The 24,629-nt window shown below is 69.4% G+C and carries 26 protein-coding genes and 4 tRNA genes; 10 read left to right on the top strand and 20 right to left on the bottom strand.

The genetic code is table 11. The features are described 5' to 3' along the window. Nucleotides 1-4 precede the first annotated feature (4 nt). Nucleotides 5-1,921: a 1-deoxy-D-xylulose-5-phosphate synthase gene (dxs, locus tag ACX1D0_RS05135; RefSeq protein WP_459019812.1), complete on the top strand. Its 1,917-nt coding sequence runs from the start codon at nucleotides 5-7 to the stop codon at nucleotides 1,919-1,921. Nucleotides 1,922-2,070: 149 nt separating this feature from the next. Here dxs and ACX1D0_RS05130 read toward each other — a convergent pair whose 3' ends face one another. The 6 genes from ACX1D0_RS05130 to ACX1D0_RS05105 all read right to left on the bottom strand — a co-directional run bounded on the left by ACX1D0_RS05130 (nucleotide 2,071) and on the right by ACX1D0_RS05105 (nucleotide 6,350). Continuing rightward, nucleotides 2,071-3,060: an IS5 family transposase gene (locus ACX1D0_RS05130; RefSeq protein WP_459020358.1), complete on the bottom strand. Its 990-nt coding sequence runs from the start codon at nucleotides 3,058-3,060 to the stop codon at nucleotides 2,071-2,073. A 108-nt stretch (nucleotides 3,061-3,168) separates the two neighbouring features. Beyond that, a complete protein-coding gene (locus ACX1D0_RS05125; RefSeq protein ID WP_459019811.1) occupies nucleotides 3,169-4,374 on the bottom strand; it encodes an HRDC domain-containing protein in 1,206 nt (401 codons plus the stop codon). After that, a complete protein-coding gene (locus ACX1D0_RS05120; RefSeq protein WP_459019810.1) occupies nucleotides 4,371-4,952 on the bottom strand; it encodes a DUF3000 domain-containing protein in 582 nt (193 codons plus the stop codon). Before ACX1D0_RS05120 ends, ACX1D0_RS05125 begins: the two co-directional genes overlap by 4 nt. A gap of 58 nt (nucleotides 4,953-5,010) precedes the next feature. After that, nucleotides 5,011-5,427: a peptide-methionine (R)-S-oxide reductase MsrB gene (gene msrB, locus ACX1D0_RS05115; RefSeq protein ID WP_459019809.1), complete on the bottom strand. Its 417-nt coding sequence runs from the start codon at nucleotides 5,425-5,427 to the stop codon at nucleotides 5,011-5,013. Nucleotides 5,428-5,457: 30 nt separating this feature from the next. Beyond that, entirely contained in the window at nucleotides 5,458-6,228 is a 771-nt protein-coding gene (locus tag ACX1D0_RS05110) for a sirohydrochlorin chelatase (RefSeq protein WP_459019808.1), read from the bottom strand. A 50-nt stretch (nucleotides 6,229-6,278) separates the two neighbouring features. Continuing rightward, nucleotides 6,279-6,350: transfer RNA gene (locus tag ACX1D0_RS05105), tRNA-Val, on the bottom strand. A 252-nt stretch (nucleotides 6,351-6,602) separates the two neighbouring features. Between ACX1D0_RS05105 and ACX1D0_RS05100 the strand changes: the two genes are divergently transcribed. The 3 genes from ACX1D0_RS05100 to ACX1D0_RS05090 all read left to right on the top strand — a co-directional run bounded on the left by ACX1D0_RS05100 (nucleotide 6,603) and on the right by ACX1D0_RS05090 (nucleotide 6,868). Continuing rightward, nucleotides 6,603-6,675 (top strand) — tRNA-Gly (locus ACX1D0_RS05100). Between the two features lie 49 nt (nucleotides 6,676-6,724). After that, nucleotides 6,725-6,795, top strand: a tRNA-Cys gene (locus tag ACX1D0_RS05095). A 1-nt stretch (nucleotide 6,796) separates the two neighbouring features. After that, nucleotides 6,797-6,868: transfer RNA gene (locus ACX1D0_RS05090), tRNA-Val, on the top strand. Between the two features lie 51 nt (nucleotides 6,869-6,919). On the opposite strand, the gene ACX1D0_RS05085 is transcribed toward ACX1D0_RS05090, so the two are convergent. After that, nucleotides 6,920-7,096, bottom strand: a complete 177-nt coding sequence (locus tag ACX1D0_RS05085) for a hypothetical protein (RefSeq protein WP_459019807.1) — start codon at nucleotides 7,094-7,096, stop codon at nucleotides 6,920-6,922. A gap of 885 nt (nucleotides 7,097-7,981) precedes the next feature. Between ACX1D0_RS05085 and ACX1D0_RS05080 the strand changes: the two genes are divergently transcribed. The 3 genes from ACX1D0_RS05080 (at nucleotide 7,982) to ACX1D0_RS05070 (ending at nucleotide 10,298) form a co-directional block, all read left to right on the top strand. After that, entirely contained in the window at nucleotides 7,982-8,758 is a 777-nt protein-coding gene (locus ACX1D0_RS05080) for a DUF1801 domain-containing protein (RefSeq protein ID WP_459019806.1), read from the top strand. A 2-nt stretch (nucleotides 8,759-8,760) separates the two neighbouring features. Next, entirely contained in the window at nucleotides 8,761-9,507 is a 747-nt protein-coding gene (locus tag ACX1D0_RS05075; protein WP_459019805.1) for a PIG-L deacetylase family protein, read from the top strand. Nucleotides 9,508-9,605: 98 nt separating this feature from the next. Beyond that, nucleotides 9,606-10,298, top strand: a complete 693-nt coding sequence (locus ACX1D0_RS05070; RefSeq protein WP_459019804.1) for a DUF937 domain-containing protein — start codon at nucleotides 9,606-9,608, stop codon at nucleotides 10,296-10,298. 12 nt (nucleotides 10,299-10,310) lie between these two features. Here the strand turns inward: ACX1D0_RS05070 and ACX1D0_RS05065 are convergent, their stop codons facing one another. From ACX1D0_RS05065 to ACX1D0_RS05050, 4 genes are read right to left on the bottom strand one after another with little or no spacing between them, the layout of a single operon-like run. Then, a complete protein-coding gene (locus ACX1D0_RS05065) occupies nucleotides 10,311-10,931 on the bottom strand; it encodes an L-threonylcarbamoyladenylate synthase (RefSeq protein WP_459019803.1) in 621 nt (206 codons plus the stop codon). Between the two features lie 20 nt (nucleotides 10,932-10,951). Continuing rightward, the gene (locus ACX1D0_RS05060; RefSeq protein WP_459019802.1) at nucleotides 10,952-11,845 is read right to left on the bottom strand and encodes an aldo/keto reductase; all 894 of its coding nucleotides are present in this window, start codon (nucleotides 11,843-11,845) and stop codon (nucleotides 10,952-10,954) included. Nucleotides 11,846-11,855: 10 nt separating this feature from the next. After that, complete coding sequence (locus ACX1D0_RS05055) at nucleotides 11,856-12,284, bottom strand: TadE/TadG family type IV pilus assembly protein (RefSeq protein WP_459019801.1); 429 nt, start codon at nucleotides 12,282-12,284, stop codon at nucleotides 11,856-11,858. After that, nucleotides 12,281-12,649 (bottom strand): hypothetical protein, encoded by a 369-nt coding sequence (locus ACX1D0_RS05050; RefSeq protein WP_459019800.1) that lies wholly within the window; start codon nucleotides 12,647-12,649, stop codon nucleotides 12,281-12,283. Before ACX1D0_RS05050 ends, ACX1D0_RS05055 begins: the two co-directional genes overlap by 4 nt. Nucleotides 12,650-12,805: 156 nt before the next feature. On the opposite strand from ACX1D0_RS05050, the gene ACX1D0_RS05045 reads away from it, so the two are divergent. The 3 genes from ACX1D0_RS05045 to ACX1D0_RS05035 all read left to right on the top strand — a co-directional run bounded on the left by ACX1D0_RS05045 (nucleotide 12,806) and on the right by ACX1D0_RS05035 (nucleotide 18,500). Then, nucleotides 12,806-14,026, top strand: coding sequence for a pyrophosphate--fructose-6-phosphate 1-phosphotransferase (locus ACX1D0_RS05045; RefSeq protein WP_459019799.1), 1,221 nt, complete (start codon nucleotides 12,806-12,808; stop codon nucleotides 14,024-14,026). A gap of 95 nt (nucleotides 14,027-14,121) precedes the next feature. After that, nucleotides 14,122-16,170, top strand: a complete 2,049-nt coding sequence (locus tag ACX1D0_RS05040; protein ID WP_459019798.1) for a beta-galactosidase — start codon at nucleotides 14,122-14,124, stop codon at nucleotides 16,168-16,170. Continuing rightward, entirely contained in the window at nucleotides 16,167-18,500 is a 2,334-nt protein-coding gene (locus ACX1D0_RS05035; protein WP_459019797.1) for a glycosyl hydrolase family 95 catalytic domain-containing protein, read from the top strand. The genes ACX1D0_RS05040 and ACX1D0_RS05035 overlap by 4 nt, the downstream gene beginning before the upstream one ends. Here ACX1D0_RS05035 and ACX1D0_RS05030 read toward each other — a convergent pair. The 9 genes from ACX1D0_RS05030 to ACX1D0_RS04990 form a co-directional block, all read right to left on the bottom strand. Further along, on the bottom strand, nucleotides 18,481-19,668 hold the full coding sequence (locus ACX1D0_RS05030; protein WP_459019796.1) for a YhjD/YihY/BrkB family envelope integrity protein: 1,188 nt from the start codon (nucleotides 19,666-19,668) through the stop codon (nucleotides 18,481-18,483). The two genes, ACX1D0_RS05035 and ACX1D0_RS05030, sit on opposite strands and share 20 nt — an antisense overlap. A 39-nt stretch (nucleotides 19,669-19,707) precedes the next feature. Then, nucleotides 19,708-20,274 (bottom strand): MerR family transcriptional regulator, encoded by a 567-nt coding sequence (locus tag ACX1D0_RS05025; RefSeq protein WP_459019795.1) that lies wholly within the window; start codon nucleotides 20,272-20,274, stop codon nucleotides 19,708-19,710. 165 nt (nucleotides 20,275-20,439) lie between these two features. Further along, on the bottom strand, nucleotides 20,440-20,904 hold the full coding sequence (locus ACX1D0_RS05020; RefSeq protein ID WP_459019794.1) for a bifunctional nuclease family protein: 465 nt from the start codon (nucleotides 20,902-20,904) through the stop codon (nucleotides 20,440-20,442). A gap of 13 nt (nucleotides 20,905-20,917) precedes the next feature. After that, entirely contained in the window at nucleotides 20,918-21,598 is a 681-nt protein-coding gene (gene ftsR / locus ACX1D0_RS05015) for a transcriptional regulator FtsR (protein ID WP_459019793.1), read from the bottom strand. Beyond that, nucleotides 21,598-22,086 (bottom strand): double zinc ribbon and FHA domain-containing protein, encoded by a 489-nt coding sequence (locus ACX1D0_RS05010; protein ID WP_459019792.1) that lies wholly within the window; start codon nucleotides 22,084-22,086, stop codon nucleotides 21,598-21,600. Before ACX1D0_RS05010 ends, ftsR begins: the two co-directional genes overlap by 1 nt. 82 nt (nucleotides 22,087-22,168) lie before the next feature. Next, nucleotides 22,169-22,918, bottom strand: coding sequence for a DUF881 domain-containing protein (locus ACX1D0_RS05005; protein WP_459019791.1), 750 nt, complete (start codon nucleotides 22,916-22,918; stop codon nucleotides 22,169-22,171). After that, nucleotides 22,911-23,243 (bottom strand): small basic family protein, encoded by a 333-nt coding sequence (locus ACX1D0_RS05000; protein WP_459019790.1) that lies wholly within the window; start codon nucleotides 23,241-23,243, stop codon nucleotides 22,911-22,913. Before ACX1D0_RS05000 ends, ACX1D0_RS05005 begins: the two co-directional genes overlap by 8 nt. Before the next feature lie 19 nt (nucleotides 23,244-23,262). Continuing rightward, the gene (locus tag ACX1D0_RS04995) at nucleotides 23,263-24,030 is read right to left on the bottom strand and encodes a DUF881 domain-containing protein (protein ID WP_459019789.1); all 768 of its coding nucleotides are present in this window, start codon (nucleotides 24,028-24,030) and stop codon (nucleotides 23,263-23,265) included. Then, complete coding sequence (locus ACX1D0_RS04990) at nucleotides 24,027-24,620, bottom strand: CDP-alcohol phosphatidyltransferase family protein (protein ID WP_459019788.1); 594 nt, start codon at nucleotides 24,618-24,620, stop codon at nucleotides 24,027-24,029. The genes ACX1D0_RS04995 and ACX1D0_RS04990 overlap by 4 nt, the downstream gene beginning before the upstream one ends. Between the last annotated feature and the right edge of the window lie 9 nt (nucleotides 24,621-24,629).

Here is a 24,629-nt window from a genome sequence, read left to right as displayed (position 1 = left end):
CCGCATGTCCTTGGTGGAAACGGTCCAGAGCCCGCGCGACCTTCGTGCGCTCTCGCGTCGGCAACTGGTCCAACTCGCCGCCGAGATCCGGTCCTTCCTCATCACCAAGGTGAGCCGCACGGGTGGCCACCTGGGTCCCAACCTGGGTGTGGTCGAGCTCACCATGGCCATCCACCGGGTCTTCGATTCGCCGTCGGATCCGATCATCTTCGACACCGGACATCAGAGCTACGTGCACAAGATCCTGACGGGACGTGCCAAGGGATTCGACACGCTGCGGCAGCGTGGCGGCCTGTCAGGCTACCCCGAGCCCGCGGAATCCGAGCACGACTGGGTGGCCAACTCACACGCCTCCACGTCGCTGTCCTGGGCCGAGGGGCTGGCCAAGGGGTTCAGGCTCCGGGGAGAGCAGCGCACGGTCGTGGCCGTCATCGGCGACGGTGCCCTCACCGGCGGCATGGCCTGGGAGGCGCTCAACAACATCGCCGCCAGCCACGACCTGAGACTCGTGGTGGTGGTCAACGACAACGGCCGCTCGTACACACCCACAGTGGGAGGGCTGGCCAATCACCTGGCGGGCCTGCGCACGGATCAGCGCTACGAGAAGACGCTGAGCCTGATCAAGCGCGGCGTGAAGAGGCTCCCGGTGGTGGGGCGGCCGGTCTACGACCTCATGCACGGTGTCAAGACCGGTGTGAAGGACGTGCTGGCCCCGCAGTCGATGTTCTCGGACCTGGGCATCAAGTACATGGGACCTCTCGACGGCCACGACATCATCTCCCTCACCAACCACCTCGAACAGGCGCGTCATTACGGCGGCCCCGTCCTCGTGCACTGCGTCACGCGCAAGGGTCGCGGCTTCCAGGCCGCCGAGGACCACGAGGAAGATCGCTTCCACGCTGTGGGGCGGATCAACGAGATCACGGGTGAGCCGCTCTCGGCCGCGGTGCAGGCCACCTGGACCGACGCGTTCGCCGAGGCCATGGTGCAGGTGGGCCAGCGGCGCCCGGACGTCGTCGCGGTCACGGCGGCGATGCTGTACCCCACAGGCCTCGGCCGGTTCGCCGCGGCATTCCCCGAGCGCACGTTCGACGTGGGCATCGCAGAACAGCACGCCATTGTGTCGGCTGCCGGCCTCGCCAGGTCAGGCCTGCACCCCGTCGTGGCGCTGTACGCCACCTTCCTCAACCGGGCGTTCGACCAGGTGCTCATGGACGCCGCGCTGCACGGCGTGGGAATCACCATCGCCCTGGACCGTGCCGGTGTCACGGGCACTGACGGCCCCAGCCACAACGGCATGTGGGACATGACGCTGCTGGGCATCGTGCCGGGCGTTCAACTGGCCGCGCCGAGGGACCAGGCCAGGCTGGTGGCCGCGCTGGACCGGGCCGTCGACGTGGCGGACGCGGTCACTGTGGTGCGCTACTCGAAGGAGCGTCTGCCTGACGAGCTGCCGGAGGTCGCGCACGTCGGAGAGGGGCTGTCGCGGGTGGACGTCCTCCGGCGCTCCGCGGATGCCCGGGTGCTCATCGTCGGCTATGGCCAATTCGCAGGCATGGCGGTAGCGGTGGCCGAGCGGCTCGGAGACCAGGGCGTGCCGGCCTCGGTGGTCGATCCGCTCTGGGCGCTCCCGGTGAGCGCGGACCTGGTTCACCTCGCAGCCGATCATGACCTCGTGGTGACGATGGAGGACAACCTCGTCGAGGGGGGCGTCGGGCAGAAGCTGCGCGCGCGCCTGGCCGAGGCGGGCGCCGCGTCGCGGGTGCTCACCTTCGGGATTCCGCAGCGCTTCCTGCGGCACGGCTCCCGCGAGGAGGTGCTGGAGGAGATCGGGCTCACCGCCGCCAAGGCGTCGCTGGAGATCCTGGGCGTTGTGCTCAGCGACGCACCCCAGGACGAGACGGTGGGTCGCCCGGCCTAGGGATCCGCTGATCATTTGGGGCATCCGTCCGGGGGTGGGCTTGACGGTGGCTGTGGGGCCGCCGGTGGGGCCGGTGAGGGCCGGTTGCTTGCCCTCCGGCCCTTGTTCAGGGCCCTTTTCTGCGGTTCTGGGCAGGCTGCCGCCAGGGGCTACCCGGTAGCAGCGGCGGTCTTGAGTCTGGTTTCGATCGTGTTCGCGCGGGCGAGCATCAGCAGGTTCGCCGAGGCCATCGCGACCTGGAGCTGGTTCAGGTTCTTCGCCAGCCCGCGGTAGCGGGTCTTGGACAGCCCGAAGTCCCGCTTCACGATCAGGAACACGTGCTCCACCTTCGCCCGCACCGACGCCTTCCTCGACTCGAGTCGCTGCTCGTGAGGGTGCATCGCTCTCCACGTGCCCTGCCGGGCAGCGACCCGCCACTCGACGTGTGACAGGTGGTCGTCGCCGCGGATCTCGGGGCGTTTCGTCACACCCGAATAGCCGGCGTCGGCGTAGACGACCTGGTCATCCTCGCGCACCAGATGGGTGATCTGGTCCAGGTCGTGCACGTTGGCTGCTGTCGCGGTCACCGAGTGCACTAGACCCGTGCCGGCATCGACCCCGGCGTGGGCCTTCATCCCGAAGTACCACTGGCGCCCCTTCCTGGTCTGATGCATCTCGGGATCCCGGGTGCCGGTGGCGTTCTTCGTCGACGAAGGTGCGGCGATGATCGTGGCATCCACGATGCTCCCGCCACGCATGACCAGACCGTCGGCCTCCAGCCGGGCGTTCAACGCGGAGAACATCGCCTCACCCAGCTGGTGCTCCTCCAGCAGGTGCCGAAAATGCAGCAGGGTCGTGGCGTCAGGGACCTGCCTGGTAGCGAAGTCCACACCCATGAACTTGCGCATCGCGTACGAGTCGTTGATCTGATCTTCCACGCCTTCGTCGGAGAGGTGGAACCACACCTGCAGCAGGTACATCCGCAGCATCGTCTCGAGCGGTATCGGCCGCCTGCCGCGGGTCTTGTTGTAGTAGTGCGGCTCGATCAGCTTGACCCAGTCCGCCCACGGCACCACCGCGTCCATCCGCTTGAGGAACTCCTCCCGCTTCGGGACCCGGCGACGCTGACCGTACTCGACCTCAGACAAACTCGGCTGCAACTCATCCACAACCAGCATTCTACCTAGCCAACACGCCATTCACCGGCCAAACACCCACCGACTGCGCATCCACCGACAAACCAGGCTGGCCCATTAATCAGCGGTTCCCTAGGCCTCGAGGGCGTCCGCGATCAGCGGAACCAGGAAGTCGGCCTGCCAGGCCCGTGCGCCGAGGGCGAGCAGCATGTCCCGCGTGACGAGGGGGTGTTCGAAGAGTGCGGCGTGCAGGGCGGCGGGCGGAGCCACCAGGCTGGGCTGGAGTCCTCCCAGGTCACAGGCCAGTTCGTCGACGGCGGGACGCACCTTCGCCCACCGTTCGGCGGCGTCGGGATTGATCCGGTCCCACGTGCGGGGGTGGGGGACACCTGCGTGGGGCGCCCGTCGAGGCGGATAGTGCGCCTCCGGCATGGCCCGGACCTGGTCCAGCGCGCCGAGCCAGTTGCTGAGGTGGCGCTGCCCCGGAGGGGAGCTGAAGGCGGGGATCGCCTGCACCTGGGCGCGCACCGGCACTGAATCCTTCGCGCGGGTGGCCAGCTCCAGGATTGCGGTGTCGTGCAGGATCCACCCGGGCGGGCGGTCGCGGCGCTGGGCGATGGCGTCTCGCTCGAGCCACAGGGCCCGCGCGACCGCGTACTGCCTGGGGACGCGCAGCGCGGTGATGCCGCTCAGCCGCCGCCACGGGTCGGTCCTCGGCTCGGGCTCGGCGGAGTACCGGACGAGGGCGTCGTCGAACTCCTGGTTGGCCCACTCATCGCGACCGGCGAGGATGAGGTCCTCCCGGAGCACCTCGGCCAGTTCCAGCAGGTAGTCCACGTCGAGGGCCGCGTACACCAGCCACGACTCGGGCAGGGGGCGCTTGGACCAGTTGTCCGCTGAGTGGGCCTTGCGGAGCTTGACGCCGAGTTCCGCGAACAGGAGGGCACCCAGGCTCGCGCCGGGCTTGCCCAAGAGCCGGGCAGCCAGTTCGGTGTCGAAGATCCGTGGGGGAATCACTCCCACCCCGCGCATGCAGGGCAGGTCCTGGCTTGCGGCGTGGATGATCCAGGTGGCGTCGCCGCAGGCGTCCACCACCGCGCTCAGATCCGCCGTTCCGTCGGCCTCCAGGGCGACCGGGTCGATCAGCCAGGTCCCGGCGCCCTCACGCCTGATCTGCAGGAGGTAGGCCTTCGGCCAGTAGCGGTGACCGTGCGCACGCTCGGTGTCGAACGCGACGGGCCCCGTCGCCACGCTGAGTGAATCCAGGCACTGCTCGAGCGATTCCACGGTGTCGACGACGGGACGCAGCGGTTCGCGGCTGTGTTCGACGTAGGTCATGAGCGGCGCCCCAGGGGGAGTGGAGCGATGCCGGGTGGGAGGGGCGGCTGGCCCGCCACGTGAGCCATGAGGTCCTCCCAGGCGGTCAGGTGTTCAATGAGGGAGTGTCGCTCGTCCAGCGTAGGGGTCCACGAGCAGCGCAGCTCTACCTCGGCCCGGTCCTCGTCGGCCATCTCGCCGAAACCGCGGCCGTACGAGGCCGTGACCGTGCCCGCCAGGGAGTGCGCCGCACACCCTCGGCTCTCGAGCGCCTCGGTGAACCACGACCACGCCACCTCCGGCAGGAGGGGATCGGTCACCATCTCCACGTCCACGTCCGCCCTGACGTAGGTGACGAGGCGGAACGTGCCACTCCAGGAGTCGTTCCCGGCAGGGTCGTGCAGGAGGATCAGCCGGCCGGTGGCCAGGGGTTCGTCCTCGTCGCCGAGCTCGGCCTCGATCGCGACGGAGTGGGGGGCGATGCGCTGAGGAGAGCCGATCTCGTTCGTGCGGAACCCGCGACGCCAGGTCATGGCGTCGAGCTCGCGGAGGGCCCGCGCGAAGGGCTCCGGAGGTAGAGGGGTCACGTTGGCTGGCACGGGGCCCAGCCTAAGCGGAGGCGCCGCCACAGCCCTGCGGACTCGCCGGGCGGGCAGCTTACGGCCGCCGCAGCCTGAGGCTCACGGAGTTGATGCAGTAGCGCAGATCTGTGGGGGTGTCGTAGCCTTCGCCCTCGAACACGTGCCCCAGGTGTCCGTCGCACGCCGCACAACGCACCTCGACCCGCGGGCGACCCGGCAGCGATTCATCCTTGATGTAGCGGACCCGTTCCTCGGCCAGGGGGGAGAAGAAGCTGGGCCAGCCGCAGTGCGAGTGGAACTTCTCGGTGCTGCGGAAGAGTTCGGCGCCACAGCCGCGACACTCGTAGATGCCCTCGTCCTCGGTGTCGGTGTACTCGCCGGTGTAGGGCATCTCGGTGCCGGCGAGGCGGAGGACTTTGAATTCGAGCGCAGAGAGCTCGGCCCGCCACTGCTCGTCGGACTTGGCCACTGGGGCGACGTAGGGCTCGGTCATGCCGACGATCCTATGCGCAGGCGTCAAGCCTCAGGCGTCCTCACCGTCGAGATCGTCGGGAAGCCGAGTGGGAGTGCCGTCGAGGAGCTCCATGGCACCGAACGCGTAGCGGGCGAGGATGAGCTGGCGGAGGTGAGGACTGTCACCGAGGGGGGCTGTCACGGCCACCGCGCCTGCTCGCAGCGCGGCCTGGGCGTGGGTTCGATACGCCGGAGTGGGCGTCAGGTGGAGGCTGCCGACGGCGATGTGGCGCCGCCCCTGCATCCGCAGGGACTGCACGGCGGCCGCCGTGGCGCGGCCGTCACCGTCCTCGACGGCCAACTGGACAGGGAGGCGATGGTGGGCCGACCACTGGCGTGCTCGCCTCGCCAGGAGAGAGGAGCCGCGGACGTCTCCGCCGCCGGGGGCGGTGAGGACGAGCCCGTCGATTTCCAGGGCTCCGCCGCGGTGCAGGGCCTCGCGCACGCGCTCGTCGAGGATGTTGAGCACCTCGCCCGCGGGGCCGACCGGCCGGCTGATGGCCAGATGGATGTCAGGGGAGTGGGTGAAGCTGTCCAACTCGGACGGGTACGCCGCCGCGGAGACCAGGTCCAGCGGAACGAGGACGGCTTCCGCCACGTCGTCGGCCACCAGACCGGCGACGATCTGCTCCAGGCCTGGATCCACGCCACCCAGACGTGCGAGGTGGATGCGCAGGTCTGGGCGGGCCTCCTGCAGCGCGATCGCGATGCCGGTGAGAGCATTGGCGACCGGCGCTTCATCCGGCCCCTCAGCCACGAGCACGATTGCCGGCGCCGTCATCGACTCTCTCTCATCGGGCCACGGGTGCATGGCAGTTCGGAGATCTAGAGTGGGCGATGGCGGTTTCGAACCGCCGACCTCTTCGGTGTGAACGAAGCGCGCTACCACTGCGCCAATCGCCCCTAGCGAAACGGGAGTCTAGTGGAATCCGCGGGAGAACGCGAACCGGCGACGAGACTCGCGTCAGGTCCACGCGTACTCGGGATCATGCCTCACCCGATTGCGCCCCGGCGGGCACGTCGGGCCCAGCGCGCTCGCGACAGCCGTCGACGCACGGCAGGCCGATCGTTGATTTGTGTCCACTCCGGGGGTGCGCTAATGTTCTCTACGCGCCAGCTGCGGCAGTCCCACAAGGGCAGATGCAGACAGCGCATGCGGACGTGGCTCAGTTGGTAGAGCATCACCTTGCCAAGGTGAGGGTCGCGAGTTCGAATCTCGTCGTCCGCTCGGAGATCAGGTCTCTCCCACCCGATCGGGGAGGGTAAAGCTCCATCCTGGTGGAGTGGCCGAGAGGCGAGGCAACGGACTGCAAATCCGTGTACACGGGTTCAAATCCCGTCTCCACCTCGGGCGGTTGGCGCAGTGGTAGCGCGCTTCCCTGACACGGAAGAGGTCGCCGGTTCAAACCCGGCATCGCCCACGATGAGCCCCTCTCGCCAGGGGCTCATCTGTTTTTTCGACCCGAGCGGGGTCAGAACCTGGCAGTGGACCAGAGTGTCCCTGACTCCGTGATGAGTTCCACCCTCTCCAGCCCGCCGTCGGGCAGCGCGACGACCCACGATCCGCCGGCTTGGTGGGAGCCCAGCGTCCAGTCGCCAGCGCTTCGACGGATTCCGTCGGACCCGACGACGATGCAGTCGTAGGTCATCCGGGCTTGGCCGAGGTGACGGTGCGCTGACGCTCCCTGTCGTCCTTCTGGTCGGCGATGCCCGGCATGTCGGACTGCGCAGGGGCGTCGCCGCACTGACGACGACGGCAGCGCTCGCCAGCCTGGCACTGATCCTGGTCACAGGTCATTCCGGGCAACGGCGGTCTGGGCGAACTAGATCGAACCGGATTGACCGATAAGCAGCATTATGTCAGTTTGTTGCTGCCCAGGTGGTTTGACCGCCTGAACCGAGCCTCGGCCAAGGGGACCCGATCTCCCGTCAATGCAACTAGAAGCCGCCGCGCGGACGGAGAAGTCGTCGGGTTCTGCATCGGCGCCGCGGTGGTGATGGCCGCTGTCATCGAGGGTGTCCGCGGTGGCGGGACGCCAGTGCGGGAGTCCACGCTCAGCGGGTGGAGCACGGGGTGCCACTGGGGGCGCGTTTCCGCGCCTGGAAGGTTCATCACCTGGAGGTGGGCGGTGGCCTTGTCCGCGGAGGAGTGCCGGTAGTGGTGGTGGCCTAGGACCGGGTTGAGCGTGGGGGGCGGCACTGGGGGACCGTCTCCGCGGTGGAGGCTCGGGTCGGATCCCGCGTATGAGGCGGAGCGACCCTCGAGCTCGACGAGACAGGTCCCCACAACGAACGGGCTGACACTGTCGAGTCACGAACCGCCTGAACGCTCTCAACAGCCGCGCGGGGGTGGCTCATTACTCCTGTAGAGGTCGGATCGGTGGCCGATGGCCACGATGGTCACGATGCGGAAGTCGCCGCGTCGTGCGCTGTGGAGGCCTTCGCCGGTTCGCGGCACGGGTCCGTTGATGAATTCCACCGATGCGGCTACTGGGACCTTGACAGAGATCGATCCCAGCACTGACAGTGGGCGTGTGCCCGACGACAACGCGACGCGGCCCCCCTCGGTGCAGGTGGAGGAATTCCTCGCCACGGTCCCCGAGGGGCGCAGGAACGAATCTGGAGAACTGATCCGCATGATGCGCGAGATCACCGGTGAGCCGCCGATCATGTGGGGGCCCAGCATCATCGGCTTCGGCACACAGCATTACCGCTACGGCACCGGACGCGAGGGCGACATGCCGAGGCTGGCCTTCAGCCCGCGCAAGGCCACGCTGACCATGTACGTCAACGAGGGCTTCGACCGCTACGGGGGTCACCTGGCGCGGCTGGGCAAGCACAAGAGCAGCGTCTCCTGCCTGTACCTCAACAAGCTCGCCGACGTAGACCCCGAGGTTCTCCGGGACATGCTCGAGGCGAGCTATGCCCTGTCCAGTGCGACGACGCCGAAGGCAACGACGGTGGACCAGTACGTGGCGTCCGTCCCGCCGGCCGCCCGGCCCATGTTCGACGAACTCCGCGACCTCGTGCGCAACGCGCTCCCCCACGCCGACGAGGTGTTCAGCTACGGCATCGTCGGCTACAAGCACGTCAAGGGGCGCGCGAGGGTGTTCGTCTCAGGCTGGAGGGATCACGTGGCCGTCTACCCGGTTCCGGCGGACCCGGATCTCCAGGCCGAGCTCGCCCCCTTCGTCCGCGGGAAGGGCACCCTGTGGTTCCCGCTGAACAGACCGCTTCCCCGTGAGCTGGTCCTGCGCGTGGTGGATGCCCTGGCCGGTGACGCCGCGCCCCCTGACACGAAGGAACCGTGACGATGGCAGAATCAGCCCGTCCAACCCTCGAAATCCTCCCTGACGAGGGATTCAAGCGCATCCTGTGCGTCGTGGCGCACCCCGACGACGTCGAGTACGGCCTGTCGGCCTGTGTCCACCGCTGGGTGACCCAGGGCGCCGAGGTGGCATACCTCCTCCTCACCTCGGGCGAGGCGGGCATGCAGCGTCCCCCGTCGGAGGTGGGTCCACTGCGGGCACTGGAGCAGCGGGCGGCCTGCGACGAGGTGGGCGTGAAGGACCTGGAGATCCTCGACCACCCCGACGGCATGCTGGTCTACTCGCTCCACCTCCGCCGCGACGTGGCCAGGAGGATCCGACAGTTCAAACCCGACGCGGTCGTCACCAGCGCCTGGGATGTCGAGGTGGGCTGGGGCCTCAACCAGGCGGACCACCGGGTGGCCGGCCTGGTCACCCTCGACGCCGTCCGCGACGCGGACAACACCTGGGTCCACCCCGAGCTGGCCCGCGACGAAGGGCTGGCGAAGTGGGCCACCACCTGGCTGCTCGTGGCGGCGGACAACTCCCCCACGCACGGCGCCGTCCTGACCGCCGACGACGTGGATGCGGGCGTTCGCTCCCTGGAGGCCCATGGTGCGTATCTCGCCGACATCCCCGGCCACCCGGCGCCCCGCGAGTTCATCCCCGGGATGCTCGGACAGCAGGGGCAGGCGATCGGCGCAGAGTACGCGTGCCTGTTCAGGGTCCACCGGCTCACTCGGGAGGCCTGACTCGGGGTGATTGGGGGAAACGGCGACGTGCGGCCGCGCCGTCGCCTAGCGTGGATTCGAAGCGCACTCCGAGCGCCGCGTCTGACAAGGAGTCACCGATGTTCGATTACGACGAGCTGCTGTCCACCCTTCCCATCGATCAGCTCGCGCAGCGGGTGGGGGCGAGCCCCGAGGAGGTCGAGGCCGCCGCCCGCAACGCCCTGCCCGCACTCCTCATGGGTATGGGTGCCAACGCGCAGGACCCCGCAGGTGAGGCATCACTCAGGGGCGCGATCCAGCAGCACGACCCGCAGCTTCTCGACGGAGGCATCGACGTCGACGACGTGGATCCCGATGACGGGGCGAAGATCACCCACCACGTGTTCGGGCCCAACGAGGACCAGGTGGTCAACCAGCTCGGTGGGCTGGGCGGCGGCAACGCGCTGATTCAGAAGCTGCTGCCGATTCTTGCCCCGATCGTCATGTCGTGGTTGGCGGGCAAGCTGATGGGCCGCGACGAGGCGCAGGGGCAGGCGCCGCAGTCCCCTACCGGCGGCGGCCTCGGTGACATCCTGGGCCAGATCCTCGGCGGCGGTCCGGCCGCTCCTCAGGCACCCGCGCCGCAGACCGGTCAGGGCGGGCAGCCGCAGTTCCGCGTGCCGACCTCCGGTCAGGCTGACGACGGTGTGCTCCGGATGCCCGTGCCCCAGTCCCAGCCCACCGGAACCCATCAGCAGGCGCAGCCGGGCGGCCTCGGTGGCGGGATCCTCGGTGACATCCTGGGCGGGCTGCTGGGCGGCGGGCGCCGCTGAGGACGGGCCCGGTCACTCGAACGGCGACGGGTCCCCGGCACCAAGACGGGCGATCACGGGCTCGTCGCCGCTCAGGTCGACGACGGTGGTGGGCTCCACCCCGCAGTCCCCTGAGTCGAGCACGGCATCGATCTGGTGATCCAGGAGCTCCTTGATGGTCCAGCCGTCCGTGAGGGACTCCTCGTGGCCGGGCAGGAGCAGCGTCGAGGACAGCAACGGCGCCCCTACCGTCTCCAGTAGCGCCAATGTGGTGCGATGGTCCGGAATCCGCACGCCGACCGTGCGCTTCTTCGGATGCTGCATCATCTTAGGAACCTCGCGTGAGGCCTTGAGGATGAAGGTGAAGGGGCCGGGCGTGGCCGCCTTCACCGTTCGGAAGATCCAGTTGTCCATCTCCACGTAGGCCCCGAGCTTGGCGAAGCTGTCCACCACGAGGGTGAAGTGGTGCTTGTCGTCGAGGTCGCGGATCCGCCTGATGCGTTCGATGCCCGCGGCGTTGCCGAGGGCACATCCGAGCGCGAAGCACGAGTCCGTGGGATAGGCGATGAGGCCACCCTGCTCCAGGATCCGGGCGACCTGCGCCAGCGATCTGGGCTGCGGGTTGTCCGGATGAACGTCGAAGTACTGGGCCATGGGCTCAGGCTACCGAAGCCTCACAGCACGGCGGCGGAGATGGCCTCCACTTCGTCGGCCCCCAGGTCGAGGTCCATGGCCAGCGCGGAGTCTCTGATGGACTCTGGCCGGGAGGCGCCCGGGATCACGACCACGTGGTCCCCCAGCGCGAGCTCCCACGCCAGAGTGACCTGCTGCGGTGAGACGCCGTGCCCGGATGCGATCTCTGCGAGGATCGGGAACCGCCTGCCCACGGTGGCGGCGCCGCCGCCCGTGCCGCCCAGTGGCGACCACGGGAGAAACGCGATGCCGCGCTGGGCGCAGTAGTCCAGCTCCATCTTGCTCGTATGGTTGAACTTAGGCGAGAACTCGTTCTGCACCGCCGCGAGCTCGCCGTCGCCGAGGACATCGACGGCGATCTGGATCTCCTCCACATTGGCGTTCGAGATGCCGATCTCCGCGATCAGGCCCTCGGCCTTGAAGGCGGCGAAGGTCTCCATGACAGTGGCGTACACGCGCGTGCGGTCAGGCCGGTGCAGGTAGAACAGGTCCAGCGTGTCGACGCCCAAGGTGGAGAGGGCGGACTCCAGACGGCGGCGCAGATAGTCCGGCGCCGAGTTGCGCCCCCATCCCTCTCCCTCGCTCCGCGTAATGCCGGCCTTGGTGGCGACGACGACGTTGCTGACGTCGCCGTCGTAGCTGCGCAGCGCCTTGGCCACGAGCCGCTCGTTGTGCCCCATCGAATCCCAGGTGGGAGCGTAGATGTCCGCGGTGTCGATGAGGGTGATGCCGGCGTCGAGGGCGGCATGCACCGTGGCGAGCGCCTGGTCCTCGGAGGGCTTCGACGGCTTGTCGCTCATCGAGAACGGCATCGCGCCCAGGCCGATCGAGCTCACGGAGAACTGGCCGAGGCGGCGTAGCTTCGTACTGGTCATGGCCCTCACCTTAGCGGCCCCTGTAGGGGTCTACGGGAGAGGTGCGGACGGCGGAGACCTCTACCTGCCCCGGGATGTAGGGCAGAGACACGTCACGCAGTTCGACCACGCAGAGCACGTCGACACTCACCGTCGCCCGCTCCCCGAGCCTCCGTGCCACACCGGACGCGTCGACCCCCACCTCCGTGCGCCGGCACGGCACGCTGCGCTGCGCCAACGCCTGGCGGGCCGCCTCCTCAGCGGACCTGTGGGCCAGGGCGGGACTGCGCTCGATCGACGCCGCGCGGGCGGCGGCGGCCGCGGCGGAACCCACGCTTTGGTCCGCGATGGCGACCCTGGCCAGCGTGATGAGGAGACCGATGAACAGCACGAGCACAGGCAGGATCACCACCGCCTCGATGGAGGGGGCCAGGCCTCGCTGATCCCGCTTCGGGTTCATGAGCCGGTCACCCGTTCGGTGGTCACCATAACCGTCCTGGCCACCTCCCTCGGCCAGACGACGGTCACCGTCCGGCCGCTCACGGTGGCGGTGGTCACCCTCCCACCGCGCTCAACGCTCACCCGGACCCCGGTCAGCGCCCCGTTCGCCGCGACCCCGGCGGCCTCCCTCTCGCCGTCGGCGCGCGATCCGCCGAAGGCCGCGGCGACGGCTGCGCCCTGCTGGGCGGCAGCCAGGGCGGTGGCCTCCCCCCAGTACTGCAGCGACCACTGCAGAAGGCTCAGGAAGACCCCGATGGTGACGGGAAGCAGCACCACGGCCTGTACCGACCCGCTCATCCCCCGCTGATCGTGCTCGACTCTCATGGCGCCATCGTGCCAAGCCCGGGGGTCACGTCCCCCCAGGTTGTGGACAACTCGGCGGCCCCCCGGACATCGCGGGCCCAGGGGCGCCCCCTCCCGGAGGGTGCAATAGGCTGGAGCCGACGCGCTGAGCGTCACAGATTTCACGAAAGGACACTCATGGTCAAGAAGGTAGCCATCCTCACGGCCGGCGGATTCGCCCCCTGCCTTTCCTCCGCCATCGGCGGACTGATCGAGCGGTACACGGCTGTGGCGCCTGAGGTCGAGATCATTGCCTACCGTCACGGGTACCAGGGTCTCCTCAAGGGCGACTTCCTCGTCGTCGACGACACCGTGCGCGCCAACGCTGCGCTGCTGCACAGGTTCGGCGGGTCGCCGGTGGGCAACTCCCGCGTCAAGCTCACCAACGCCAAGGATCTGGTCAAGCGCGGCCTGGTCGAGAAGGGCGCCAATCCCCTCCAGGTGGCCGCCGACCGCCTCGTCGCCGACGGCGTCGATGTCCTGCACACCATCGGAGGCGACGACACCAACACCACCGCCGCCGATCTCGCCGCCTACCTGGCCGAGCACGACTACGGACTGACCGTCGTGGGCCTGCCCAAGACCATCGACAACGACGTGATTCCGATCAGGCAGTCGCTCGGCGCGTGGACAGCCGCTGAGCAGGGTGCGATCTTCGCCAAGAACATCGTCGCGGAGCACAACTCCGGCTCACGCATGCTCATCGTCCACGAAGTCATGGGGCGACACTGTGGATGGTTGACGGCGGCGACGGCGGCCGAGTACCGCAAGTGGCTCGACACGCAGGAGTGGCTGCCGGAGATCGGCCTCTCCCGGGAGGCGTGGGACGTGCACGGCGTGTACGTGCCGGAGGGCGTCATCGACCTGGCTAAGGAGGCCGAGCGCCTCGGCTCCGTCATGGATACGGTCGGCAACGTGACGATCTTCCTCTCGGAGGGCGCAGGGCTCGACGCCATCGTGGCGGAGATGGAGGCCGCAGGCGAGGAGGTCCCGCGTGACCCCTTCGGTCACGTGAAGATCGACAAGATCAACCCCGGCGCGTGGTTCGCCTCCAAGTTCGCCCACAAGCTCAAGGCTGAGAAGGTGATGATCCAGAAGTCCGGATACTTCTCCCGCTCGGCCGCGGCCAACGACGCCGACCTGGCGCTCATCAAGGAGTGCACCGATCTCGCCGTGGACTGCGCCCTCAAGGGCGAGCCGGGTGTCATCGGTCACGATGAGGAAAACGGTGACGTGCTGAGCGCGATCGCCTTCGACCGGATCAAGGGCGGCAAGCCGTTCGACATCAACCAGGACTGGTACGCCGAGCTTCTCGCCGCCATCGGCCAGGACTTCCCTGCCGCTGCCATCGCGCACTGATCGTGCGGCGCGACGCTGCCCGTCCCTGATGAGCCGCGTCGCGCCGACCACGGCCGGGCGCCACTGCCGAGGGTCCGCGCGTGTAGTCTGACCGCGTGCAGATAATCGAACCGTTTCGATCACTGAGGTCGCCAGGGGTGTGGTTCGGCGGTGACTACAACCCTGAGCAGTGGCCCCGCACCGTCCTCGACGAGGACCTGGGCCTCATGCGGGAAGCCCGCGTGAACACCGCGACCGTCGGGGTGTTCGCCTGGTCCTCGCTGGAGCCGACGCCCGGCCACTACACCTTCGGGTGGCTCGACGACGCGATGGACCGCCTGCACGCAGCCGGCGTCAGCGTGATCCTGGCCACCCCCACCGCCTCTCCCCCGCCCTGGTTCTCGCGCCTCCACCCCGAGGCGCTTCCGGTGACCGCCGACGGTGTGCGCCTCCTCCACGGAAGCCGCGACACCTACAACCCCGCCGCGCCCGCCTATCGCGCGGCGGCGATCCGGATCACGCGCGCGCTGGCCGAGCGCTACGGGCGTCACCCCGGGCTGGTGATGTGGCACCTGCACAACGAGTACGGCACCGTGTCCTACGGGCCGGAGACCGACGAGGCCTTCCGGGTGTGGCTGCAGGCCCGGTATGCGCACCTCCACGTCCTGAACGCGGCCTGGAACACGCCGTTCTGGTCCCAGGTCTACGGCGACTGGCGCGACGTCCATGCACCGCAGCGCACCCAGTACCTGGCCAACCCCGGTCACGTCCTGGACTTCAAGCGATTCAGCGCCGACGTGCTGCTGGACTGCCTCCGCGACCAGGTGGCCGCGATCCGCGAGGCCTCCCCCGGCGTGCCCACCACCACCAATTTCATGCTTCCCACCTGGAACCACTACGACCAGTGGGCGTTCGCTCGCGAGATCGATGTGGTCTCCATCGACCACTATCTCGACGACGCGGGACCCGCGGGCGAGATCCACGTGGCGTTCGGCGCCGACCTGGCCCGATCGTTCGCCGGGGGGCGGCCCTGGCTTCTCATGGAACAGTCCACCAGCCTCATCTATGACTACGAGGGCGGACGCATGCTGCCCAAGGAACCTGGCCGGATGCGGCGCAACACCTACCAGTACCTTGCCCGCGGCGCCATGGGGTCGCTGTTCTTCCAGTGGCGCGCCCCTCTTACCGGAGCGGAGTTCTTCCACTCCGCCATGGTCCCCCACGCCGGCCCCGACAGCCGGATCTTCCGCGAGATCGCGACCCTCGGGGCTGAGATGGGATCCATCGCGGAGGCGGTGGCTGCTCCCGAGGACGGTCCGGTGCACGAGACGAGAGTGGCCATCGTCTGGAGCGCAGACGCCTGGTGGTCCGCCGACACCCCGGCGATGCCGTCGGCCGACGTGGGCTTCCTGCCTGCTGTCCGGCGCCTGCATACCGCACTGTGGGAGTTGGGGGTGGTCGCCGATGTGGTCTCCCCGGAGGGTGACCTGTCCCGCTACGACCTGATCCTCATCCCCAGCCTGCTCGCGGTGAGCGACGCGCAGGCGGACGCCTTCACCGGATTCGTCGACGGCGGCGGCAACCTGGCCGTGTGGCACTTCGCCGGATCCACCGACGAGCACCTGCACGTGCGCCAGGGCAGCTACTCGGGCGCGTTCGCGGACCTTGCCGGGATCCGCGTCGAGGAGCACCTCCCCCTGCCCGCAGGGCGCCTGGTCACGCTGTCCGACGGCTCGGCCGGCTCCTCCTGGACCGAGGTGCTCCATCTCGGGGAGGCCGACGCGGTGGCCAGCTACACCGCGGACGCCCACCCGGTGATCGGTCCGGGCGCCCCCGCCATCACCCGACGGAGCCTGCCGGGCGGTGGGCGGGTGCACTACCTGTCCACCCGCCTCGACGACGCGGCGCTGCGCGCCCACCTCACGCGCATGCTGACGGAGGCCGACGTTCCCGTCAGCCGATTCGACGGCCTCGAGCTCGTGCACCGGCGCGCCGGCACCGGACGCTACCTGTTCGCGATCAACCACTCACCCGAGCCGAGGGTGGTCTCCGCCACCGGCGTCGATCTGCTCGGGAAGAGTGCGGTGGACGGGGCGCTGGAGCTGGCCGCCGGTGACGTGGCCGTGATCCGGCTCGAGGCCCGGCACGCAGGGGGTCCGTCGTGACCCGGCTGACCTATCACCGCCCGTCCCGGTCCTGGCTCGACAGGCTGCCGCTGGGCAACGGACGGATCGGTGCCATGGTGGGCGTGGCGGAGGGCTGCGTGCACATCGGCCTCAACGAGGTGACGGCGTGGTCCGGCGGCTCGGGATCTGCGCTTCGCCACCTCGTCGACCCCCAGGCCGCCGCGGACGCGTTGGCTCGTGCCCGGGTGTTCCTGGCGGCGGACGACCCGGCAGCGGCCGAGGAGGCGCTGCGCCCCCTGCAGCACGGCTACGCACAGGCCTTCCTCCCCGTCGGAGACTTGGAGGTCCGCCTCGTCGGTGCCTCGTCCGCCACGGTGACCCGTTCCCTCGACCTGACCGCCGGCGTCCACACGGCGACCCTCGAGACCCTTGCCGTGACGTGGGACATGTCCACGGCCACGTGTCTCGACGACGACGTGCTGGTCCACACCGTGCGCTCGTCGGCCCCCGCCGACCTACACGTGCGCCTGACCACGCCGCTGCGCCGCGTGTCGCTGGTGATTGATCATGGGCAGCTGAGCGTCGTCGCCGCGCTCCCCGCCGACGTTGCCCCGGCGCACGAGCCGACCTGCCCGCCGCTGTCGTGGGAGGTCCCGGGGGTGGATCCGCTGCACGTCGTGCTGAGGCTCGCGGTCGCCTCGGACGGCCTGGTGGAGGCGGACCCGGCGGGTCTGTGGATCCGGGCGGCGACCTCCACCAGCGTCGTGCTCGCGGTGGAGACCACCTTCACCTCGTCGTCCCTGCCCCAGGCGCCCGTCGAGGAGGCCTTGGCCCGCGCTGGTGAGCGGGTCGCGACGGAGGCCCGGGCCGCGCTGGATCGCCACACGGCCGCGCACACCCGGCAGTCGGCCGGCTTCAGCCTGCGGCTGGGCGCCGCGGCGACGGTCGACGGAGACTGCGAGGATCCGGACCTCCGCGTGCAGCGGGCCGTCACCGGGGGCGACGTGGCCGCGCGGGATCCCGGGCTCGTGGCACTCCTCGTGGAGTACGGGCGCTACCTGCTGCTCAGCAGTAGTCGCGAGGATGGCCTGCCTGCCACTCTGCAGGGGGTCTGGAACGTCGAGCTCCAGCCTCCCTGGTCCTCGGCCTACACGCTCAACATCAACCTGCCGATGAACTACTGGGGAGCCGAGCCGACGGGTGCCTCCCGCCCGCACCGTGCCCTGCTCGTGCTCCTGGAGGCGCTGGCCGAACGCGGTGCGGACACGGCCCGTCGGCTCTACGGCGCCCGCGGGTGGGTGGCCCACCACAACACCGACGCCTGGGCCTACTCGCTGCCCACCACCGGGGACGCCTCGTGGGCCCAGTGGCCCATGGGCGGGGCCTGGCTGGTGCGCCAGTTCGACGAGCAGCGCCGGTTCGGCGCCATGGACCCCGCCACCCTCCGTCGCTTCTGGCCGATCGTTCGCGGTGCCGCGCAGTTCCTGCTGGACTGGCTGATCGTGGACGACGACGGCGTGGCGCACACCGAGCCCTCCACGTCGCCGGAGAACCGCTTCGTCCATCGGGGCCGGCCGGCCTCCCTCACCCGATCCTCGGCGATGGACCGGGCCCTGGCCCGTGACGTGCTGCTGTTGGCAGCCCAGATCGCCGCGACGTCCGCGCCCGACGACGCGATCGGCGCGGAGGCGCTCGACATGGCCGCACGCATCCCCGGGCCACGCCTGTCGCCCGACGGCACCGTCGCCGAGTGGGGCGAGGACCGGACGCAGAAGGAGCCGCGGCATCGGCACCTCTCCCATCTGTTCCCCTGGTTCCCCGGCGACGACGAGCCGGGATCGCTGACCGGGGCCCTCGCCGCGACACTCGAGGCTCGCGGCGACGATTCCACGGGCTGGTCCCTGGCCTGGAAGATCGCACTGCGCGCCAGGCTCGGCGACGGGGAGGGCGTGGGCCGGCTGCTGACCATGGTCCTGCGGCCTGCGGAGGACGCGGGTGGCTCGGGCCAGCGCGGCGGCCTGTATCCCAACCTGTTCGCCGCCCACCCCCCCTTCCAGATCGACGGGAACCTGGGATTTCTCGGCGCCTTCGTCGAGGCCCTGCTGCAGAGCCACCGCCCAGGCCGCCTCGACCTGCTGCCGGCCCTCCCGCCACATCTCGACGACGGCGCGGTCTCGGGCCTGGTGGCGCGGCCGGGGCTGTCGGTCGACCTGGAGTGGCGGGCCCGATCTCCCCACCGGATCCGGCTCAGCGCGCGCACGGCGTCGGCCGCGGGCACCTACCTGCTGAGTTTCCCGGCGGGTGAGCGCAGCGTCGTGGTGCCGGCGAGCGGCGCGGTGGTGGTGGAGTTCAGCCCCTCCGGGTGCTGAGCCATCGGACCAGCCCCGCCAGGAGCGCGCCGAGGCCGAGGCCGGTGGCGGCGCCCACGCCGTATCCCACGCCGGTGCCGATCTTCACGCTGCGCGCCGCCACATCCTCGCGCACCGTGCGGCCCGGGTCCGCGGCCGGCGGTGTCACAGGATCCGCGCGCCGCAGGTCGTCGAGGCTCCGCGTGGCGGCGTAGCGGGTGGGCGGAAGGGCTGCCTGGGCCGGTTCACCGTCCAGGTCGATGCCGGTGAGGTGTGGCACACCTGCGGCCCGGTCCGCCTGCTTCTTGGTGAGGAGGGCGGCCCAGATCTCATTCGTGCCCACCCAGGCGGCCGACATGAGGATGATGGTGGCGAGGAGGTTGAACACCAGCATCAGCACGATCACCGGGCCGAAGATGGATGCGGCCGGGTTGTCCGAGAACAGGCCGACGAGGCGTCCGGCCACCTGCTGCAGGACGGTGATGAGCACCGCTCCGATGATGGTGCCGATCAGCCAGGGGCGGGTCTTGGCCTTCTCCCGAGGCATCACGATGAACAGGAACGCCACCAGGATCCAGCTGGCCAGCAGGGTGAGCACCAGCCCCACGGCCTGGAACACGAAGCCGATGCCGGGGAGATGGCTCCAGCCCAGCCACTCGATGACCTGCCTGGAGAATCCGCCGCCGACCGTGGACACGCCGAGGCTCAGCCCCACGCATGCCAGCAGGCCGACGAACGTGAGGAGGTTGAGGCCCAGTTCGACGAAGAAGTTGCCCTTCTCCGAGGCGTCGGAGAATTTCTCCGACCACATGACCCGCACGGCGCGCTTGAGATTGCCCACCCAGTTGGACCCCGAATAGGCGGCCGTGAGGATGGCCACCGCGCCGACCGACGCCCAGTTGCTGAAGGCATGGTCCACGACCTTCCCCAGGCTCTCGGAGAGGCTGGATGCGCCCAGCTGACCGTCGATCGTGGCCTTGATGCCTTCCAGCAGGTCCGGGCGGAGCACCGTCAACGTCAGACCGAGCATCGAGAAGGCGAACATGAGGATCGGCACCATCGACAACACCGAGAAATAGGTGACGGCAGCGGCGAACTGCGGCCCGAGGCGCGTGGTGTAGCGGTCGTTGGCCGCCATGGCGTGCGCGACGACGGGGTGGGCCGTTACCTTCTCGATCCAGTCCTTCACGTCGTCGACCTTACCGGCGGACGCGGCTCGGCGGGGTGGCTACACCGCCCGGGTACGGCGCCTGGCGGCGAGCTCATCCGACGGGTCCGCGCCTCCGGTGCCGTCCTGGACGCCGACGGTGCGCTCACCGGGCAGCGACGCCAGCGTGCCCTCCAGCTCACGCCACACGCTGCTGACCGAGATCATGAACATCCCCTGGCCGCCGCGGCTGAGGTCGAACAGTTCGTTGGCCGATGTCACCTCGTAGACGCTGAACCCGTCGCTGACGAGGGTGAGTTCCGTGAGGTCGTCGATCCCCCGGGCCCGCAGGTGGTCGATGGCCACGCGGATCTGATGCAGTGAGATCCCGATGTCGAGGAAGCGCTTGACCACTCTGAGCAGGAGGATGTCACGGAACGAGTAGAGCCGCTGCGTGCCGGAGCCCTCCGCGTTGCGGATCGACGGGACCACCAGCCCCGTGCGCGCCCAGTAGTCCAACTGGCGGTAGGTGATGCCGGCCACACGATGCGCGACGGGGCCCCGGTACCCGGTGTCATTGGGGACGGGGGTGAACTCGCCGTCGAACAGCAGGGCTTGCAGCGGCTCGGCCTCGGGCGTCTCGGTCACGTTCCCTCACTTCGATGGCGGCTGATCGACAGAGCTGACGCTAACGGCCCTGGCTCAGGTGCAGCCACGACACGCCCGAGCCGGCGACAGAAAGTTGGCGGGGCTTCGGCCGCCGGTGAGTGTGCCCGCGCGTCCGACTGGCACCTATTCGCTGCTGACAACGGCTTATTCACTGTCGAAGTCGTCCGCGTTGACGCTGTCGAGGAAGGCCTTGAATGCCTCCACCTCGTCGGTCTGGGCGGCCTCAACCTCAACCCCGACTTGATCCATGAGTGCGGTCGGACACTCGATGGGCCAGCCGAGGCGCACGGCGACGGCGACGCAGTCGCTGGGGCGCGCATCGATCTCCCGGTCCCCCACGACCAGGACGGCCTGGTACACGCCCTCCTCCACGCTGCGGATCTCGACCCGGCCCGTGCCGGGTGGGATCAGGGTGAGGACCTGGGCGAGGAGATCGTGGGTGAGGGGGCGCGGGGGATCTGTGCCCTCGATGCCGCCGGCGATGGCCGCCGCCTCCATGTTGCCGATCCAGATGGGCAGGCAGCGCGTCCCCTCCCCTTCCTGGAGCAGCAGCACCGGCGGCTCGTCAGGGGAGATCAGGCGGATGCCGAGCACCTCGAGGCGGATCATGTGCCCAGCCTACTCAGTGAATCTGTCCGTGCAGGAGGGCCGCGTGCGCCTGCATGACGACGCGGTACAGGTCCACCACCACATCCGGGGGTGGACCCGAGCGGCGGCGGTACTGGTCCAAGGCCTGCTCGACGACGGCGGCCTCCATGGCCGCCGCCTGTTGCATCACCCTGAGCTGGCGCAGGTCCACGCCGTAGCTCACGAGTTTCTTGGCGGCCACTGCGAGCGCGACCGATTCGCGGCCGAACAGCTGCGAGCCCCGCCTGGGTTGGATGATCTTGAGGCGCTCGAGTTGGATGAGGGAGGCCTCTCCGAGGCCGGACTCGTTCAGCACCTGCCGGCGGGTCATCAGGCCGGGACCGCTGGACGTGCGGGACTGCGGCCTGGCCTCGGTTTCCGTCTCCTGGTCATCCGCCGGTGGATTCAGCGAGGCGGGCTGCTCCCCGCGGTCCAGCGCGTCGAGCTCCTCCCGGATGACCTTGAGCGGAAGGTAGCGGTCCCGTTGCGCGCGCAGGACATAGAGGAGGCGGTCGATGTCGTTCTGGCTGAACCGCCGGTAGCCCGATGGCTGTTGACGGTCCGGGGCGATCAGGCCCTCCGCCTCGAGGTACCTCAGCTTCGATACGGATATCTCCGGGAACTCGGCCCGGATCATCTCCAGTACGCGGCCGATGGTGCGCGCCGCGCCGGGCATCAGCTCAGACCGGGCTCGCTCAGCGAGATCGTGGCACGGTACTTCCCGATCTGGATCTCGTCGCCTTCGCGCAACACTGTGCGCCCGTCCAACAGCGTGCGGTTGACGTAGGTCCCGTTGAGACTGCCGAGATCCTCCAGGTACAGCTTTCCGCCGCTCCGCACGAACTTGGCGTGGTGGCGCGACACGGTGATGTCGTCGAGGAAGATGTCGGATTCGGCATGGCGGCCCACGTTGGTGATGTCGCTGTCGATGAGGAAACGGCTCGAGTCTCCGGGGCCCCGGTTGACGACGAGCAGCGCGTTGCCCGCAGCGAGCCTCTTGACCTCTGCCAGCTCCTGCTCCGTCAACTCGACGGCGGGGCGATCCTCCCCGCTGAACGGGGTCATCGTGGTGGTGTCCCCGGTGGGATCGGTCAGAGGAGTTCCGCAGACACTGCAGAACCGCGCCTCCGCCGGGCTGACGGAGCCACACTGTCGGCACTTCATGCTGGAGCCTCCTGAGTCTTCGACGGGGCGCGATAGGACAACAACGCTACCTGACGAAACCTATCACCCGCTATCAACTGCGTTAGCGAGGTCTGGCGAACTCGTTGTCGGAGACGGCGGCGACCGAGCTGATGTCCACCTCGTCGATCTGGGTGATCCGGACCTGTCCACCCACCCGTTCGCCCTCCACCTCACTGACCAGACCGCCCCGGAAGCGTGCCCCTGCCTCCAGCGTGGCCGGGTCGCCGATGGCCTCGATGACGTAGGGGGCGTCGAGGACCACGTCGTCCGCGGTGAGCCGTCCGTCGGGGGTGGTGCCGAACCACGAGCGCATGACGAGGCGCACCATGTCGTTGATCTCGATGACCTCGGCACCGGCGTCGCGCAGCTCCTCGACGGCATCGAGGACGAGTTCGGCGCTGACGCGCCCCTCCGGGTCCTGGATCTCGATCCGGATGCCCGGCCCGGACACCGGCACGGTGCCCGCGATGATCTGAGCCTGCTCGAGGCGACGTTCCGCCTCCTCGCGCGCCGCCTCGTCGCGGTCCACACCGCTCAGCAGTTCGGTTCGCGCCTGCTCCAGGCTCCGGACCTCCTCCTCCAGCCTGCGGGTCTCCACCGTGACGTTGTCCAGCAGCTGGATGAGGTCCGCCTGTCGGACGTTGGCGAACTCGGGCTGATTGGCCTGGGACCTGAGGGTGACCACGACGATGAACGCGGTGAGGAACAGCGCCAGACCCACGGTGAACTGGCCGCGGCTCGGCCGCAGGAAGGCGCGCAGCAGTCCGCCCCCGGGCCGAGCCCCGGAGGCGCGGCGTGGCGTGTCAGGCATGCAGCAGCGCCCGCCGGATCGCGGCGGCGTTGGTGAAGATGCGGATGCCCAACACCACCACCACGCCGGTCGACAGCTGGGATCCGACGCCGATCTGATCGCCCACGAACACGATGAGACCCGCGATGACCACGTTCGAGAGGAAGGACACCAGGAACACGCGATCCGAGAAGATCCCGTCCAGATAGGCCCGGGTGGCGCCCAGGATGGCGTCGAAGGCCGCCACGATGGCGATGGGCAGGTACGGCGCGAGCACCGGCGGTAGTGACGGCTGCAACAGCAGCCCCACGACCACGCCGGCGATCAGGCCCAGGATGGCGAACACGTCGGTGAAGTCCTTCTGGTCAGTCGGTCGTGGCGTAGCGGAGCGCCATGCCGGGGTCGGCGGGGAGGATGAGGTCGTCGTCGGGCTGTTCGATGTGCATGGACAGCCCGTAGTTCATGGTGAGGAACTGCCACCATGCGGCCGATGCGGACTCGTTGAAGCGTGCCTGCATGGTCCTCTGGTCCCCGATGGCCTCCACCCGGTAGGGAGGGCTGAGGGACACGAAGTCCACGGTGATGGCGGCGCCGGCAGCACGGATGGGGGTCAGCGCGCTCAGGCGCCTGCCGTTGACGGCCACGGCCTCGGCGCCGGCGGCCCAGAGCCCGTTGACGAGCCGGCTGAGGTCGCTGTCGAGCACCAGCCCCTTGGCCTGCGTGGCGTCCTCCGCATCGTCGACGGTGATCACGATGCCGGGGCCCGCCACGGGTACATTCCCGGCCGCCAGTTCCGCCTCGGCGAGGCGCTGGCGCTCGAGGGGATCGCCCAATGCGCTGTCGCCGAGTTCGCGCACCTCGGCCTCCAGTTCAGCTGAGAGAGCCGTGAGCGTGGCCTGCCGGGCGCGGGCGGCTGCGACCCTGTCGAGCAGTTCGGCGCGCTGGGTGGCGGCGCTGCCCGCCCCACGCGTGGTCTGCAACGCGGCGAGGGTCAGCAGGAGCGCCACCAGGGCCACGGCGATGAGGAGCCGTGCGGGGCTCCTCGGCCGCGATGCATGCTCCCGGTACTCGGGTTCGAGGGCTCCCTCCGCCAGGTCGGTGAGGAGACTCATGCTGGCGTCGGGACGCCTCACGCAGCGCTCCTCTGGAGCCGGACCGTCTCGCGGACGTACAGCAGTCCCGCGGCCCAGTAGACCACCGCCCCGAGCGTGCCGAGCACCCAACCCGCGTAGTGGGCCCAGGCCAGGGCCAGGGACGTGGGTGAGCCGAGCAGGATCAGGGGCAGGGCCAGGAGCAGCAGCATGGTGCCCGCCTTGCCCATCAGGTTCACCGGGAGGGCGAGCATCCCGTGACGCCGGAGGACCGGCACGAGGGCGGCGAGCATCAGGTCCCGCGCCACGAGGGCCACGACGAACCACCAGGGGACGATGCCACGTAGGAGGAGAACCACGACGGCCGCCAGGATGTACAGCCGGTCCGCGATCGGGTCCAGCCGGGTGCCGAGCCGGCTCCGCTGCCTCAGCGCCCTGGCCAGGTAGCCGTCGAACCAGTCCGTGACGGCGAAGACGGCCAGCATGATGACGGCGGCGGCGTCGTGGCCTGCGAGGATGAGCCAGCAGAACAGCGGGATCCCGAGCAGACGGATGAACGACAAGGCATTGGGCACGGTGAGCACGGCTTCGGTGTCCCACTGGGGAACCGGGACCGGGGGCGAGCTCTGCACATCCTCAGC

It is taken from the genome of Tessaracoccus pujii (assembly GCF_054483895.1).
The sequence above is the reverse complement of the archived record's forward strand: the minus strand, read 5'-3'. Positions and strand labels throughout refer to the sequence as shown.

Bases quoted from the DNA above. Each gene is read 5' to 3' on its own strand.
- dxs (WP_459019812.1), top strand. From the start codon at position 5: ATGTCCTTGGTGGAAACGGTCCAGAGCCCGCGCGACCTTCGTGCGCTC.
- ACX1D0_RS05125 (WP_459019811.1), bottom strand. From the start codon at position 4,374: ATGACCTACGTCGAACACAGCCGCGAACCGCTGCGTCCCGTCGTCGAC.
- msrB (WP_459019809.1), bottom strand. From the start codon at position 5,427: ATGACCGAGCCCTACGTCGCCCCAGTGGCCAAGTCCGACGAGCAGTGG.
- ACX1D0_RS05110 (WP_459019808.1), bottom strand. From the start codon at position 6,228: ATGACGGCGCCGGCAATCGTGCTCGTGGCTGAGGGGCCGGATGAAGCG.
- ACX1D0_RS05085 (WP_459019807.1), bottom strand. From the start codon at position 7,096: ATGACCTACGACTGCATCGTCGTCGGGTCCGACGGAATCCGTCGAAGC.
- ACX1D0_RS05075 (WP_459019805.1), top strand. From the start codon at position 8,761: ATGGCAGAATCAGCCCGTCCAACCCTCGAAATCCTCCCTGACGAGGGA.
- ACX1D0_RS05070 (WP_459019804.1), top strand. From the start codon at position 9,606: ATGTTCGATTACGACGAGCTGCTGTCCACCCTTCCCATCGATCAGCTC.
- ACX1D0_RS05065 (WP_459019803.1), bottom strand. From the start codon at position 10,931: ATGGCCCAGTACTTCGACGTTCATCCGGACAACCCGCAGCCCAGATCG.
- ACX1D0_RS05060 (WP_459019802.1), bottom strand. From the start codon at position 11,845: ATGACCAGTACGAAGCTACGCCGCCTCGGCCAGTTCTCCGTGAGCTCG.
- ACX1D0_RS05055 (WP_459019801.1), bottom strand. From the start codon at position 12,284: ATGAACCCGAAGCGGGATCAGCGAGGCCTGGCCCCCTCCATCGAGGCG.
- ACX1D0_RS05050 (WP_459019800.1), bottom strand. From the start codon at position 12,649: ATGAGAGTCGAGCACGATCAGCGGGGGATGAGCGGGTCGGTACAGGCC.
- ACX1D0_RS05045 (WP_459019799.1), top strand. From the start codon at position 12,806: ATGGTCAAGAAGGTAGCCATCCTCACGGCCGGCGGATTCGCCCCCTGC.
- ACX1D0_RS05020 (WP_459019794.1), bottom strand. From the start codon at position 20,904: ATGATCCGCCTCGAGGTGCTCGGCATCCGCCTGATCTCCCCTGACGAG.
- ftsR (WP_459019793.1), bottom strand. From the start codon at position 21,598: ATGCCCGGCGCGGCGCGCACCATCGGCCGCGTACTGGAGATGATCCGG.
- ACX1D0_RS05010 (WP_459019792.1), bottom strand. From the start codon at position 22,086: ATGAAGTGCCGACAGTGTGGCTCCGTCAGCCCGGCGGAGGCGCGGTTC.
- ACX1D0_RS05005 (WP_459019791.1), bottom strand. From the start codon at position 22,918: ATGCCTGACACGCCACGCCGCGCCTCCGGGGCTCGGCCCGGGGGCGGA.